Consider the following 14,107-nt stretch of genomic DNA (forward strand, 5'->3'; position numbering starts at 1 on the left):
CTGCTATCCGGGAGGAGCGTTTCGACTCTGCTGCCTGCGCGTAGTTCGTCGACCAGCACTGCAAGGTGTATGCCAGTCCACCCGCCGATTGTACATAGCATTGATCCTATATAGGATCAATGCTATGGGGATCTATGCGGTCGAGATCGAGCCGGAAGTCGCTGACTGGCTGCGCTCGCTGTCGGATCGAGACTTCGGTCGCGTAGACACCTACGTGGGCATGCTCGCCGAGAAGGCGGAGACATTGAGCGAACCGTGGTCGCGCAACCTCGGCGATGGGGTGCGTGAGCTGCGGTTTCATCTGACCACGAGCACGCCCGGATCAGCTTCGACAGGGAGGCGACAGAACGATGAGCGACCACACGAATATGGATGCGCTGCGGCGTGAGCGGTTCGATCGGCCGGACTTCGATGCGGACGAGTACGGCGCCGGTCGGGAAGAGGCCAGGCTGGCGATCGAGTTCGCAAATGCCATTCGCGAACGCCGTCTCGAACTCGGGCTCACGCAGACTCAGCTGGCGCAGCGAGCCGGGCTGCACCAACCGGATGTCTCGCGTCTGGAATCCGGTGGCGGCACCCCCACGATCGGCATGCTCGAACGGCTTGCTCACGCGTTGGAGCTGCGGTTCGTCGCTCGATTCGAGAAGCCCGACGCCGCCTGACCCGATGTTCCTGGTCCGACGAGGATCAACCGGACCAACTCGTACCACTCCATCGATGAGTTCCACGGTTGTCGCGATCGACCGACAATCGACGTGGCTGGGTGATGTCTGGGGAACTGCGGGAGAGTTCGACTTTCGGTGCCCGGAAGGCTTTTCGCACAATGGATTTCCGGTCTGGGGTCTTGTGTTGTGTTGGTCGTTCTGCCTGCTGATGTGACCAGCTGTGATGGTTGGTCGGTGTAGGCGATCGGTGGTTCGGGGATTGTTATGTGTCGAGCCAGGTTTCGATGTCGTCGAGGGATTCGGCGGTGTGGATGGGGGTGTTGTCGGTGATGTCTAGTAGTTGCCAGGTGTAGGGGGTGGGGTTTTGGCGGACGAGGCGGTAACCCTGGGTGGTGGCTCGGGTGGTGAGGGCGATTGCTCGGATCAGCAGTGGGGGGAATTGTGTTGGGGTGGTTGGGGGTTCGTCTCGGTTGGTCATGGGCGGTGCCAGGGGCGGTAGGAGTCGGGGGTGATGTGGCCGGCGGCTACGAGGGCGGCGAAGGCGGCGCGTTTGCGGGCGCAGGTGTGGTCGCGGTGGAGTTGCATGTCGCGGTGGGCTGTGGCGAGGGTGAACGGTTTCGGGGGAGGGCTGCAGGACGGAACAGTGGAGCAGTGGGGTTGGCGCGAGTCACGGGGTTGTGGGGTGGGGCGGGGGTTCGGCCACAGGCAGCCGAGGGCGAGCAGGACGACCGCGCAGCCGGTGAGGACGGTGACGATGCTCGACAGCTCGTCCCAGGCGGACATCGGGTTCATCGGGCATCACCCTGGCCGTGCGACTTTCGGGCGGGACGCCGGTTGATTCGGTAGTTCAGGTGGCGCTGCGTCCGGTCGTGGGCGAGGTCGGGTCCGGCGTGTTCGCGCACTCGCGACGGGATGACGATGGTGTCGCCGGTTCTGGTGTAGTGCAGCATCTTCCGTTTCTTTGCTCGATGGATCGGATGTCGGCGCGGAAAAGCGCAATGCGGAAAAACGTTGTGGCATCGGCTGAATAGACCACTGATGGGTGAGATCCGGTGGCCGCGAACGTATGCCAGTAAATCACCGAACGGGTACGGTTGGGGGCCGTCGTTGGATTTCGCCCGGGAACGAAATCACTCCACATGGTTTGGAACGTTCGGAGCATTCCATGTGAAATGGAATGAATCTGAACGTCGCGTACGACGGTGGTCCCGCAAATGAAAGGTTGGTGTTTCCCTGTGTCGGTTCGATTGAGCAACAGCACCCTGCCGCGCCGTGTGCTCGGCCGTCGTCTGCGTGAGTTCCGGGAAGAGCGGAAGATGAGCCGGACCCACGCTGCCCGAGCATGCGAGATGGGCTCGCAGACGTTGTGGCGCTTGGAAACCGGCCGCAGTAGCGAGATCAAGCGTGTGACCGTCAATCTGCTGTGTGACCTGTACGGGGTCGTCGAGGAGGACCGACGGATTCTGCTGTGGTTGGCTACGGAGTCGCGCAAGGATGGGTGGTGGCAGTCCTTCGTTGGCGGGTTCACGGCCTGGGCGGAGCTGTTTATCGGTCTCGAGGCCGCGACCTGCAGCTACACGACCTGGCAGTCGGCGATTCTGCCTGGGTTGCTTCAGCTTCCGGAGTACCGGCGAGCGCTGTGGGAGCTGCGGGGGCAGCCGGTGGACATCAATACCGAACTCGGGCTACTCGCGAAACGTCAGGAAAGGCTTGGCGATCCGAGTTTCAAGTTGAAAGCCCTCATAAATGAATCGGTACTGCGTCAAAACGTCGGTGGCAACGATGTCATGGTCCAACAGATGCGCCATCTCCTCGAGATCGGTCGGCTCCCGAATGTTTCAGTTAGAGCTGTTCCATTCGGTGCTCCGGTGCACCTCGGTTTGCACAGCAAAGACTTTGTCTTCCTGGAGTTTCCGGAGCATCCGAATCCTGCTCTCACGGAGTCGCCGGTCATCTATGTCGAAAACTCTGCCGGTGCGCTCTACCTCGATAAGCCTGCCGAGATCGAAATGTATCGCGCCGCTCGGGCCGACATCGAACGAGTAGCCTTGAGCAAGAACGACACCCGCAGTCTCATCGAGGCGAGGCAGAAGGAGTACGGATCATGATCGTCGATCTATCGGGTGCGCGGTGGTTCAAGAGCAGCCGGAGTGTGAGCGGCGGAGACTGCGTCGAGGTGGCCCATCTGAACGGCGGCATGGTCGGCGTCCGTGATTCGAAGAATCCCGCCGGTCCGGCATTGATCTTCGGTTCGGCCGAGTGGGACAGGTTCACCGATCGCCTCGCGGAGGGTGGGTTCGATCGATAGGGCTCCACAGGAGCAGCGTTCCACCATCTGGGACCAACCGCTGTCGAGCGCTGGAGTGTGTGATCGGTCACACCGCTGACGAGTCCTGAACCGGGCCCAGTGGTGCGTCAGATGTGAAACCTGTTGCACAGAACCAGGCGTCGCCGCGCGCCGAATACCTTTCTGTACGGCTCAATCCCTGCCGCAGGCCCTTCCCGCCTGCCCTGCATCGAGGCTCACACAGCGCCCGCCAATCCGGCAGCACTAGACTCGGCGAAAGATCCGGTGGAGCAGATATGGAAAGTAGGCAGCCGAACGTGACCAGTGCCATCGCATTGGGTATGCCCGCCGCACCAGCGGCGGTCCTGTCACCGCGACGCAAAACGCGCCAGCTGATGGTCGGCACTGTGGGGGTGGGTAGCGATCACCCCATCTCGGTGCAGTCCATGACCACCACCAAAACCCACGACATCAACGCCACCCTTCAGCAGATCGCGCAGCTCACCGCTTCGGGCTGCGACATCGTGCGCGTGGCGTGCCCCCGGCAGGAAGATGCCGACGCGCTGGCCACCATCGCCAGCAAATCCAAGATCCCGGTGATCGCCGACATCCACTTCCAGCCGCGCTACATCTTCGCCGCCATCGACGCGGGATGTGCTGCGGTGCGGGTGAATCCGGGCAACATCAAGGAATTCGACGGCCGCGTCGGGGAGGTCGCCAAGGCGGCCGGCGCCGCGGGCATTCCGATCCGCATCGGCGTCAACGCCGGTTCGCTCGACAAGCGGATGCTGGAGAAGTACGGCAAGGCCACCCCCGAAGCGCTGGTCGAATCGGCGCTGTGGGAAGCCTCGCTGTTCGAGGAGCACGGCTTCGGCGATATCAAGATCTCGGTCAAGCACAACGATCCGGTGATCATGGTCGAGGCGTACCGGCAGTTGGCCGCGCAGAGCGACTATCCGCTGCACCTTGGCGTCACCGAGGCGGGCCCGGCCTTCCAGGGCACCATCAAGTCGGCGGTGGCGTTCGGCGCGCTTTTGAGCGAGGGGATCGGCGACACCATCCGCGTCTCGCTGTCCGCGCCGCCCGCCGAAGAGGTCAAGGTCGGCGACCAGATTCTGCAGTCGCTGAATCTGCGTCCGCGCAAACTCGAGATCGTGTCCTGCCCGTCCTGCGGTCGCGCGCAGGTCGACGTCTACACCCTGGCCAACGAGGTCACCGCCGGACTCGACGGACTCGAGGTGCCGTTGCGCGTGGCCGTGATGGGTTGTGTCGTCAACGGTCCCGGTGAGGCTCGTGAGGCCGACCTGGGCGTCGCCTCGGGTAACGGCAAGGGCCAGATCTTCGTGAAGGGCCAGGTCATCAAGACCGTCCCGGAACATCAGATCGTGGAAACCCTCATCGAGGAGGCCATGCGCATCGCCGAGGAGATGGGCGAAGGCTCTGGTACGGGCGAGCCGGTCGTCACCGTCAGTTGATGGTCTCCCGGCCGTGAACGGCCGGGTTTCCTGACCGAATTTCGCGCTGAGGCGGGTTCCTGTGTCACAGGGGACCCGCCTTTCGCCGTAGATGCCCTCCCACACGCGGTAACGACCTGAACAAATCTCCGCATCGTCGGGCTGTTCATGGCAGGCTGTGATCGTGCGGAGCGTGCTGGAACCCACTCGACGGAATCGACTGTCCGGTGCGCGTCAACTTGCCAATCGCGACCTTTCCCGAGTGCTGGAAGTGCTCGATGCCGATCCGGTGGCCTCCTGCATGGTGGTCGCGCGGCTACAGGAGTACGGCATCGAGACCAGGACCGGCCTGGGTGAGATCTGGAGTCGCGGCGGTCCGGCCGAGTCGCTGTGCTTCTCCGGCGCGAATCTGATCCCGCTGCGCGGTGGTCCCGACGATCTCAAGGCATTCGCCGATCGCGCGGCGCGCTGGCCTCGGGTGTGTTCGTCCGTGGTGGGTCGTCAGGAGCTGGCGCTGCCGCTGTGGGACCTGCTGAGCCGAAGCTGGGGTCCGCCCCGCGAGGTGCGGCCCGAACAGCCGCTGCTGGCCCTGGATGGACCGTCGGAGGTGCTCGCCGATCCGAAGGTGCGCCGGGTGCGCACCGATGAGCTCGATCGATATCTGGTGGCCGCGGTCGCGATGTTCACCGAGGAGATCGGGGTGGATCCGCGCGCCGGGGACGGCGGGCGCGGCTACCGGCGGCGCGTGGCCAGTCTGATCCAGTCCGGTCGGGCCTGGGCGCGTTTCGAGGACGGCGAGGTCGTGTACAAGGCCGAGGTGGGGGCGATGTCCCGGCGTGCCGGGCAGATTCAGGGTGTGTGGGTGCATCCCGATCGGCGCGGGCAGGGTTTCGGCACCACGGGCACGGCGGCCGTGGCCAATGCGGTGGTGGCCTCCGGGCGGACGGCGAGCCTGTACGTGAACAGCTACAACGAGATTGCCCGCTGCGCCTACGCGACCATCGGATTCCGGCAGATCGGCACATTCGCCACAATTCTGGTGGACTGACCGGCGCAGACCGCTCGTTCGTGCCGTGTGTCGCCCGGTTGGCGGGTCGTTTGCTGGATACCATTTCACGCGATGGTGAAACTGCGAATTCCGCTGTCACTCCGCAACTGTCGGCAACAGGATCTTCGGCCTCCGCTTCGCGGCCGGACGGCCGTGGCGTTGACGGCCGTGGTGGTCGCGGTGTCGGCGGACGCGTGCGCGTCCGGACCGCAGGGCCCCCTGGCCGCCGCGGCCGATTTCCTCGGCGACTTCGCCCGGCACGATGTGCACGCCGCGGCGGGCCGCACCAATCAGCCCGACCAGGCCGCCGCGGCACTCGCCTCGGCCTGGGACAACCTGGGCGCGCAGACGATGTCGGCGCATACCGGCTCGGCCCGGGTCAGCGGCGATACGGCCACCGTGGACTACACCTACGAATGGCATCTGGCGAAGAACCGCGTGTGGAGCTACACCGGGCAGTTGCAGATGGGCCGCGTCGACGGCGGCTGGCAGGTGCGCTGGACCGCATCGGACATCCATCCGCAACTCGGCGACACCCAGACGATGGCGTTGCGGGAGACGCCCGCCCCGCGCGCCCGCGTCAACGAGCGTTCGGGCACCGACGTGCTGATTCCCGGTGTGGTGCACCGGATCACGTTCACCCTCGCGCAGGCCACCGATCCGGGATACACCACCGGCGCGCTCGCCTATGCCCTGCACCGGTTCGACGACACCGTCACCGCGAACGGCATCGTGGACGCCGCACGCAAGGCCGGTGGCGCGTACACCGTCGCACTGCTGAGCGAGACGGAGTTCAACCAGGTCAGCGGTGATCTGCTGGGACTTCCGGGGGTCACCACCGCGAAGGAGTGGGATATGGTGTCCACCGATCGCGGATTCGCGCCCGATCTGATCACCCAGGTCCGCAAGACCGTCATCGACGAGGTCGACGGCAAGGACGGCTGGGACGTGGTCACCGTGAACGCCAACGGCGCGGACACCGATGTGCTGAAAGAGGTTGCCCCGCAGCCTGTTCCGTCGTTCGCGCTGAGCCTGGACCGCACGGTGCAGAGTGCTGCGCAGCGCGCGGTGGACGGGCGTCCGGACAAGACCGTGATGGTCGTCCTGCAGCCCTCCACGGGCGCGCTGCTCGCGGTGGCGCAGAACGAACCGGCCGATGCGGACGGCCCGATCGCGACGTCCGGGTTGTACCCGCCGGGCTCGACGTTCAAGACGGTGACCGCCGCCGCGGCGATGGCCTCGGGGATCGCCACGCCCGATACGGTGCTGCCGTGTCCGGGGCGAATCGTCATCGGGGAGCGGACGATTCCCAACTACGACGGCTTCAGCCTCGGTGATGTGCCGATGTCGCAGGCGTACGCGCGCTCGTGCAACACTTCCTTCGCCGAACTGGCCAGCAGACTCTCCGGCGACGCGCTCACCATCGCGGCGACGAAATTCGGTGTGGGCCCGGACTATTCGATCCCCGGACTGACCACGGTCTCCGGATCGGTGCCGCCCACCAACGACCCGACCCAGCGCACCGAGAACGGAATCGGCCAGGGCCGGGTGCTGGTCAGCCCGTTCGGCATGGCCCTGGTCGCAGCGACGGTGGCGCACGGTTCAGCCCCGGTGCCGTATCTGCTGTCCGGACACCCGACCAAGGTGTCCGCCACGCGCCCCGCGCCCTCGCCGAAGGTGATCGCCGCGCTGCGGCTGATGATGCGCAAGGTGGTATTGGAGGGCACCGCCACCCACATTGCCGACCAGGGCGAGGTGTACGGCAAGACCGGCGAAGCCGAAGTCGAGGGCGGTTCGCATTCCTGGTTCATCGGCTATCGTGGCGACATGGCCTGGGCGACAATGCTTGTCGACGGCGGCAGCTCCGACAATGCGGTGGCCGTGACCCGTGACATGCTCCTCGCGTTGCCGTCCGGCGCCACGTGAACTGGTCAGGAAGCCCGGGGTGAGGTCACCGCGATGTGCGGTGCAGCGGCGTCGAAACCCGCAGCTACTCGCAGGTGCGGACATTTGGCTATGGGTGGAACGGCCGTCGACGGGAAAGAGTCGCCATCGACCCAGGCGGACCGCGCGCTTTCGGCGTGCGGAGCGCCGGGATTGCGTGGGGTGGGCTGTCGCGCAAACATGCGAATTCGGCCTTGGGGCAGTGGGGAACCGAGTGCGGGACCGCCGGGAGTGCTGGGTCGGCCGCCGCACGACATGCGAATTCAGCTGTGAGGCAAGGGATTCCGGCTGATACCGAACGCCCCGGAGTTGGCGTGCGGGTGTGGCCGGGATTCGCGGACCGGAGTTTGCGCGGGCGAGTGGATCGTCGTGCGGGTGGCGCGAATTACGCCGTGGGGATTCAGTGCTGGGAGATGGGTTTCAGGTCGCCGTGGGCCGCCGCGGGGGCGGTGTTCTGGTCGGGGGTGGTGGAGCTTACCGAATAATCGCCGAGAATTTCGACGGCACCGGTTCCTGCCAGGATCATGCCCGCCGTGATGACGGCTAGTGTCGACCGCTTCATGGGCTTCTCCCTTGTCGATGAGGGTTTTTCCCGTGTGGGCGTATGAGAGTGAACGGTCCGTAACTGTGATCGCCAGTTGTTAGCTGGTCACGAAACGGTAGAACGGGACACTCCGTGCCGACAACCCCCGAATCAGGGGCGAAGCCGCTGGATGGCGCCTGTGCGCAGGTCAGCGGGTGGGTCTCGATTTGATCTCGCTTCGGTACTACTCCGCGCGTCGCAGACTGGCGGCGAGGTGATGCTGTTCCGGCTGCCCGACCGCGGCCATGCGCAACGTGTAGTCGATCGTGTCCCCGGACACCCGGAAGGTGCGGCCGAGGGCCGTGACCAGCTTGGCGGTGCTGGTCCGGCCGATCGAGGTGGAACCCATGTCCAGGTGCAGCCCGTCCTCGTCCACGACGAGGGTGCCCTCGCAGATCTCGGTGATGCCCGTCGGGTGGGCGAGGATCAGCTCGATGCGGTCCGGGCCCGCACAGCGCAGATAGCCGGTCTCCGCATGCAGCGAGCGGCCGTCGGCGGCGTGCCGGGTGCGCTGGCGATAGGTCAGGAACGGACGGCCCACGTGCCCGAACTGGATCTCCTCCTCGTAGTCGAAGGAGTCGATGGTCGGGTACTCGCCGTGACCGGAGCCCCGCCATACGCCCAGCAGGGGAGCCAGGCGGGCGATGTCGGGGTGGGGCGCGACGGGGCTGTTGGGTTCGAGCACGGCGGCCAGCATAGTGGTCGGCCGCGTATCAGGCGCGATGTCACCGTGCTGATTCGTCACAAGGACCGTACGGGGGCTTGACAGCGCGCCGGCCCGCCCCGATCAGTGCACTCGGTGCGCCGCGCGACGTTCGGCGTCCGTGATCGGGGCGTCCGAGCCGGTCAGATAGCGGACCAGCGTGGTGTGGTCGTCCAGCAGCAGCCAGGTGACGTCGTCGGAGAGTCCGGGACGGGCGGCCTTCGTCGTCACCCCGAGGTGAGCGCGGCCCCGGGTGTCGGTGCATACCGCCGGGGTGGGCCGCGCGCCGATCTTGGCGATGGCACAGCGGGTGACCGCGCGCTCGAGCGGCGGCAGACCGGCCGTGGCGATCCAGCTGCCGGGACCCGCTCCCTCCTGCACGAGCATCCGGGCCAGGCGGTTCGACCAGCGGTCCAACTCGTGCGGATCGGGTGCGTCGACACCCGCCACGCCCGAGCGGCGACGTTGTCCGGCGGCGGTGGGGGTGCACCGAGTCCGGGTGGTGAGGCAGGTATCGCCGGACGGCGTGATCGGCTTCGACATCGTGATCTCCTTCGGGTCTGAGCACCCCCGCATTCGCGGTAGTTCAACTCTCGTTTCCCGCAACGAGATTCGGCAGCAACCCCAGTGCTGCGTGTGGGCCCCGCAGGGTGCGGTGATCGCCACCCTGGGGTGATGACTTCGGGCCGCGGTGAACCGGCGCGGCGGTTCCGACGTGGCGCGGGCGATAGCGAATGCCGTCGCGGCGGGACCGGATGCGACAATCCGGTGAGACCGGCCGTCATGTCAATGTGCTGTTCCGGATGCCTCATCTGGTGAGATGGATGCTCATCCGGTCGGCGTGAGTCGGAACGAGGTGCGGCTATGCAGACGTACGTCGAGGCCGTCGGCAGCGGAGTATCCGCGTCCGCGCCGTCTACGGTCCAGCAGTGGTGGGTATTGACGCTGCGTGTGGTGCGGGCGTCGGTGCGCAACGGTGAGTTGATGACGGCGCTGCTGGCGCCGAGCGTGTTCACGCTGGGGTTCTATGTTCCGCTGAATCGGGTGATGTCGTTCGGGCACGGGTTCGGCAGCTATGCGCAGTTCCTGATGCCGATGATCGTCATGCAGGCGGTGTCGTTCTGCGCCGCGGCGGCGGCGTTGCGGGCGGCCACCGATGTGCGCGACGGGCTGGACGACCGGTTCGCCTCGATGCCGATGCCGGTGAGCGCGCCGCTGGCGGCCCGGACCACCGCCACGGTGTACCGCATCGTCGTCGCGGTGTCGGCGGCGATCGTGTGCGGATACGTGATCGGCGCCCGATTCCAGGGAAATATCTGGCGCACAGCCGGATTCGTGATCTTCGCGGTGCTGGTCGGGCTGCTGCTCGGCCTGCTGGGCGATCTACTGGGCGCATTGACGCGCAGTCCGGAGGCGACGACGCAGGTGCTGGTGCTGCCGCAGCTGATCCTGGGCATGGTGTCCACCGGATTCGCCCCGGTCGATCAATTCCCGGACTGGATCCGGGGTTTCGCGCGGAATCAGCCGATATCCGCATTCGTGAACGTGCTGCGGGCGTTGTCCGGTGACACCGGTCCGGTGACCTGGGCACTGCTCGAGCCGGGACTGCTGTGGCTGCTGGGCGGGCTGGTGCTGTTGGGTGCCGTCTCGGCGGTGGTCGCGGGACGGAGGCATCGATGACTGCGGTCACGGACCTGCCCCGGGTGGTCGGCCGCACCGAGATACTGCGGAACCTGGTGCCACAGACGCTCATCCAGACGCGTCGGCTGCTGGTGCGGTGGCGTCGTGATCCGGTGACGATGGTGCAGTCGCTGGGATTTCCGGCGCTGCTGCTGGTGATGATCAATACCGTGCTGGGACATCAGGTCTCGGCGTTCTCCGGGGCGAACGCCCTCTACGGTTCGGTGCCGATGGTGACGCTGGTGGGCGTGATGTCGGGTTCGCTGGCCGGTGCGATCACCCTGGGGCGGGAACGTGACGCGGGGCTGCTGGCCCGGCTGTGGGTGCTGCCGGTGCATCGTGCCTCGGGGCTGCTGGCGCGAATCGTCGCCGAGGCGGTCCGGATCGTGGCCTGTACGGTCGTGTTGTTCGCGGCGGGTATGGCGCTGGGATTTCGTTTCCACGAAGGGATTCCGGCTGCGGTCGCACTGCTGGGCGTGCCCGTGCTGTACGGTCTCGGGTTCGCCACCCTGGTCACCGCAGCGGCCGTGTTCACCGCCAAATCCGCGCTGGTGGAGGTGATTTCGCTGGGATCATCGCTGATGATGTTCTTCTCCACCGGATTCGTGCCGCTCACGGCCTATCCGGGATGGGCCCAACCCATCGTGAAACACCAGCCGATGTCGTATGCGATCGAGGCGATGCGCGGCCTGTCCCTGGGCGGTCCGGTCCGGGGGCCGCTACTGGCGACCATAGCCTGGTCGGTGGCTGCGGTACTGGTCTTCGCGGTGCCGGCCGTCGTCGGCTACAACCGCGCGAGCCGGGTCTGAAACCGCTCAGCGCAAGCGGGCGGCGGCCTCGGCGACCAGGGTGGCCGAATCGCGTGGACTCAGGGCCATCGCGCGGAGCTGGTCGAACATCACCCCGAACCGGCGAATCTCGTTGTGGCCCTCGACGATGTCGTCACCGGCGATGCCCTCGACGTAGACCAGTTCCGGATCGGCGGGCTCGTGGAAGTCCAGCACCACGAACGAGCCGACCATCGCCGGATGAGCGCCGGCGTCGAAGGGCAGCACCTGCAGGATGACGTTGCGTTTGTCGGAGTACTCGCTGAGCCGTTCGAGCTGGTCGCGCATCACGTCCCGGCCGCCGACGACGCGCCGGATCGCGGCCTCGTCCAGTACGACCCACAGCTCGAGCGGATTGCCCTCGCGGGCCAGCACCTTGCCGCGTTCCACGCGGGCGCGCAGCCGCTGTTCGATCACCGACGCCTCGACCTTGGGCATCGCGGTGTCCAGCACCGCCCAGGCGTAGCGCTCGGTCTGCAGCAGACCGGGGATGAACGAGGTCTGGAACAGTCGCGCCGAGAGCGCCTCGGTCTCGAAGTTGATGTAGGCGGCGTACACCTCGGACACGGCCGCCTCGAACGGACGCGACATGCCGGGCTTGAGCGCCTCGGACAGCAGCTTCAGTGCGTCGTTGCGGCGTTCCTCCGCGACGTCGTACAGGTCCAGCATCGTCATCAGCGTGCGCCGTTGCGGGCGGGCCTGCGCGGTTTCGATCCGGTACAGCGTGGTGACGTTGATACCGGTCTGGGAGCTGACCTCCTCCTTGCTGATGCCGGCCTCCTCCCGCATCTCCTGCAGCAGTACCGCCAGCCGTCTGAGCTGAACCGTCAGCACAGTGCGCTTACCTGCCATCGAGCCTCTCCCGTGTGCACTCGTCGCGTTCCGTGTGCGTCGATCTGTCTGTGCCAGAGCCTATTCGCCTCGCTCGCGGTTCGGAACCCGAACCGATTCATCTGCGCAGATCGGTGACTGTGGACCCTCGGCAACCGGTACGCAACGATGTGAATCGGACATCGGCGCGATGTTCGATTCGTGATCTTCCGGACGTTCCGGACATCGGCTCGACTGTGCGGGGTTGCGGGATGATGGCCGCGCGCGGTGTCCCGCGGGTGGTCGCGATGGGCGGAAGTCGGCGTCGGATGCCGTGCGGTGGGTACCGAGTTCCTGATGCCGGAGGTGTGCCGGGCGTTGTCGCGGAGTGGACACGCCGACTGCGACCGGGATATCCGACCGTTCGGCCGGGTTGATACTTCGGTTATTTCGGACGTCTTTTCAGCATACTTTCGGCGATCTCCGACTGCGGTCCGGATTGTTCCGGCCGGAATCGAGTCCGGTCGGTGATCGGATACCGGCGCCGGGTAATCCGTACCGTTCGGTCTCGGGATGACGTGTCCAGTAAATGATCCGAAACCGGGCGGCCGGTGTGCTTCCCGTGCGGAAAGCCGGTGTGGCTCAGTCGATCCTTGTGCAGGTCGGAGGTAACGGAGGTTGACCGAACCGATGCGGATGCAATCTTGCGTTCTTGCATTTGTGCGTGCATGATTCGGGTTAGCCTTGTGATGTTCCACCGATCCGATGACCGGTACAACTCAATCCGGAGACCAATCATGTTGGTGCAAATATTGGTGCAGCCCCGAGTTTTCGGGGTGCGGCAATGACTATGTCGATAGCTGGTGTGCTGCCGACCGCGCCGCAATTGTTATGCGCGTTCCAGGGGCGACGGTTCGACGACCAGGTACTCCTGCGATCGGCGCGCGCGCTGGCCGAGGTACACACCCGTCGCGTGCAACTGCGCGACCCCATCGTGACCGCCGAGATCGACTGTCGGCGCAGCGAACTCGTGGACGACATCAACGGCTGGGTCGAACGCGCCATGCCCCAGCACCGCAACGGCGCCTCGCTGCACACCGAGAGCCTGGGCGCGGTGATCGACCGCATGGCCCGCAGCTGGGTCGACGCGAATCAGGCGATCGACCGCGAGGGCGCCCGCAGCGACGCGACCCACAAGCACTGGTACCACCTGGCCGAACTCGTCGACGGGTACACCGATCTCGTCATCGACGTCGCCGGTGGCCGCCGCCGACTGCCCGAGCAGTAAACCGGGACGACCTGCGGCTCAACGCAATACCGCGCGCCCACGCACCCGGCCCAGGATCAGCAGGACCACGAGCGTCACCGCGACCAGCAGCGTGGTTCCCGCCGCGGCATCGAACACCCGGCCGCGATCGGTATCGGCGAAGATGCTGATCGGCAACGTCTTCCAGGTGGCCGGATACACCATCACGGTCGCCCCCAGCTCGCCCATGGACAGCGCGATCGCCAGACCGGCCGCCGCGCCCAGTGCGGGCAACAGCAGTGGCAGCGTGATCCGCGCCAGCACCCGGGCCGGACTCGCCCCCAGCGATTCGGCGGCCTGCCGGAAACTCGGATCGAGCCGGTCCAGCGCCGCGGCGACCGCGCTGAACGCATAGGCCAGCACCAGCACCGAATGCGCCACGATCACAATCCATTTCGTGCCGCCCAGCAGGATCGGCCGCTGGTTGAACGCGATCAGCACACCCAGTCCGATCGCCACCGACGGCACCGCGACCGGTAGATGGAACACCGCGTCGGTCACCCGCCGCCACCAGGTCGGCGCTTCGCGGGCGGCCAGTGCGGCCCACGTGCCGAGGATCAGCGAGATCGCGCCCGCCAGCAGGGCGGTCTGCAGGCTCACCGACAAGCTCGCGGCCTGTTCACCGGACAGTTCGTGCCGGAAATTGCCCAGCCCGAGTTCCGAAGGCAGTGCGCCGGTCCAGCGGCCCGCCAGTGCCGCGGCCACCACCGTGGCGATCGGTGCGGCGAACACCACCAGGACCACCACCGCGAAGACCGCGAGCACCACCGCGCGTCCGCGGCGCGTCCACACCAGCATGA

General features: G+C 66.3%; 17 protein-coding genes. 9 read left to right on the forward strand and 8 right to left on the reverse strand.

Annotated elements, in window-relative coordinates:
* Nucleotides 1-350 precede the first annotated feature (350 nt).
* Complete coding sequence (locus tag K7711_RS24640) at nt 351-662, forward strand: helix-turn-helix domain-containing protein (protein ID WP_235747746.1); 312 nt, start codon at nt 351-353, stop codon at nt 660-662.
* Between the two features lie 265 nt (nt 663-927).
* Here K7711_RS24640 and K7711_RS24645 read toward each other — a convergent pair whose 3' ends face one another.
* Genes K7711_RS24645 through K7711_RS24655 form a run of 3 tightly spaced genes read right to left on the reverse strand, consistent with a single transcriptional unit; the run spans nt 928 to nt 1,615 of the window.
* Nucleotides 928-1,143 (reverse strand): hypothetical protein, encoded by a 216-nt coding sequence (locus tag K7711_RS24645; protein WP_222971834.1) that lies wholly within the window; start codon nt 1,141-1,143, stop codon nt 928-930.
* Nucleotides 1,140-1,457 carry a hypothetical protein gene (locus tag K7711_RS24650; RefSeq protein ID WP_222971835.1) on the reverse strand — a complete coding sequence of 106 codons (318 nt, stop codon included), beginning with the start codon at nt 1,455-1,457 and terminating at the stop codon, nt 1,140-1,142. Before K7711_RS24650 ends, K7711_RS24645 begins: the two co-directional genes overlap by 4 nt.
* Entirely contained in the window at nt 1,454-1,615 is a 162-nt protein-coding gene (locus K7711_RS24655; RefSeq protein ID WP_222971836.1) for a hypothetical protein, read from the reverse strand. Before K7711_RS24655 ends, K7711_RS24650 begins: the two co-directional genes overlap by 4 nt.
* A gap of 285 nt (nt 1,616-1,900) precedes the next feature.
* Here K7711_RS24655 and K7711_RS24660 point away from each other — a divergent pair, with 285 nt between their 5' ends.
* The 5 genes from K7711_RS24660 to K7711_RS24680 all read left to right on the forward strand — a co-directional run bounded on the left by K7711_RS24660 (nt 1,901) and on the right by K7711_RS24680 (nt 7,380).
* Nucleotides 1,901-2,773, forward strand: coding sequence for a helix-turn-helix domain-containing protein (locus tag K7711_RS24660; RefSeq protein WP_222971837.1), 873 nt, complete (start codon nt 1,901-1,903; stop codon nt 2,771-2,773).
* Nucleotides 2,770-2,973, forward strand: coding sequence for a DUF397 domain-containing protein (locus K7711_RS24665; protein WP_222971838.1), 204 nt, complete (start codon nt 2,770-2,772; stop codon nt 2,971-2,973). The genes K7711_RS24660 and K7711_RS24665 overlap by 4 nt, the downstream gene beginning before the upstream one ends.
* 296 nt (nt 2,974-3,269) lie before the next feature.
* A complete protein-coding gene (ispG, locus tag K7711_RS24670; protein ID WP_222971839.1) occupies nt 3,270-4,427 on the forward strand; it encodes a flavodoxin-dependent (E)-4-hydroxy-3-methylbut-2-enyl-diphosphate synthase in 1,158 nt (385 codons plus the stop codon).
* A 163-nt stretch (nt 4,428-4,590) separates the two neighbouring features.
* Entirely contained in the window at nt 4,591-5,454 is an 864-nt protein-coding gene (locus K7711_RS24675) for a GNAT family N-acetyltransferase (protein WP_308014929.1), read from the forward strand.
* 72 nt (nt 5,455-5,526) lie between these two features.
* Nucleotides 5,527-7,380, forward strand: coding sequence for a penicillin-binding transpeptidase domain-containing protein (locus K7711_RS24680; RefSeq protein WP_222971840.1), 1,854 nt, complete (start codon nt 5,527-5,529; stop codon nt 7,378-7,380).
* A 418-nt stretch (nt 7,381-7,798) separates the two neighbouring features.
* Here K7711_RS24680 and K7711_RS24685 read toward each other — a convergent pair whose 3' ends face one another.
* From K7711_RS24685 to K7711_RS24695, 3 genes are all read right to left on the reverse strand, one after another.
* Nucleotides 7,799-7,960, reverse strand: coding sequence for a hypothetical protein (locus K7711_RS24685; RefSeq protein ID WP_157186380.1), 162 nt, complete (start codon nt 7,958-7,960; stop codon nt 7,799-7,801).
* A 205-nt stretch (nt 7,961-8,165) separates the two neighbouring features.
* The gene (locus K7711_RS24690) at nt 8,166-8,678 is read right to left on the reverse strand and encodes a peroxynitrite isomerase (RefSeq protein WP_051193447.1); all 513 of its coding nucleotides are present in this window, start codon (nt 8,676-8,678) and stop codon (nt 8,166-8,168) included.
* Between the two features lie 90 nt (nt 8,679-8,768).
* Nucleotides 8,769-9,227: a hypothetical protein gene (locus tag K7711_RS24695; RefSeq protein WP_222971841.1), complete on the reverse strand. Its 459-nt coding sequence runs from the start codon at nt 9,225-9,227 to the stop codon at nt 8,769-8,771.
* Nucleotides 9,228-9,548: 321 nt separating this feature from the next.
* Between K7711_RS24695 and K7711_RS24700 the strand changes: the two genes are divergently transcribed.
* Together K7711_RS24700 and K7711_RS24705 are read left to right on the forward strand one after the other, a co-directional pair.
* A complete protein-coding gene (locus K7711_RS24700) occupies nt 9,549-10,364 on the forward strand; it encodes an ABC transporter permease (protein WP_222971842.1) in 816 nt (271 codons plus the stop codon).
* Complete coding sequence (locus K7711_RS24705; protein WP_222971843.1) at nt 10,361-11,173, forward strand: ABC transporter permease; 813 nt, start codon at nt 10,361-10,363, stop codon at nt 11,171-11,173. The genes K7711_RS24700 and K7711_RS24705 overlap by 4 nt, the downstream gene beginning before the upstream one ends.
* Nucleotides 11,174-11,179: 6 nt before the next feature.
* Here the strand turns inward: K7711_RS24705 and K7711_RS24710 are convergent, their stop codons facing one another.
* Entirely contained in the window at nt 11,180-12,043 is an 864-nt protein-coding gene (locus tag K7711_RS24710) for a helix-turn-helix domain-containing protein (RefSeq protein WP_040825841.1), read from the reverse strand.
* Nucleotides 12,044-12,845: 802 nt separating this feature from the next.
* On the opposite strand from K7711_RS24710, the gene K7711_RS24715 reads away from it, so the two are divergent.
* Entirely contained in the window at nt 12,846-13,289 is a 444-nt protein-coding gene (locus K7711_RS24715) for a DUF4254 domain-containing protein (RefSeq protein WP_040825839.1), read from the forward strand.
* A gap of 18 nt (nt 13,290-13,307) precedes the next feature.
* Here the strand turns inward: K7711_RS24715 and K7711_RS24720 are convergent, their stop codons facing one another.
* Nucleotides 13,308-14,105 (reverse strand): ABC transporter permease, encoded by a 798-nt coding sequence (locus tag K7711_RS24720; RefSeq protein ID WP_222971844.1) that lies wholly within the window; start codon nt 14,103-14,105, stop codon nt 13,308-13,310.
* Nucleotides 14,106-14,107 lie beyond the last annotated feature (2 nt).

It is taken from the genome of Nocardia coffeae, assembly GCF_019890715.1.
Taxonomy (GTDB): Bacteria; Actinomycetota; Actinomycetes; order Mycobacteriales; family Mycobacteriaceae; genus Nocardia; species Nocardia jiangxiensis.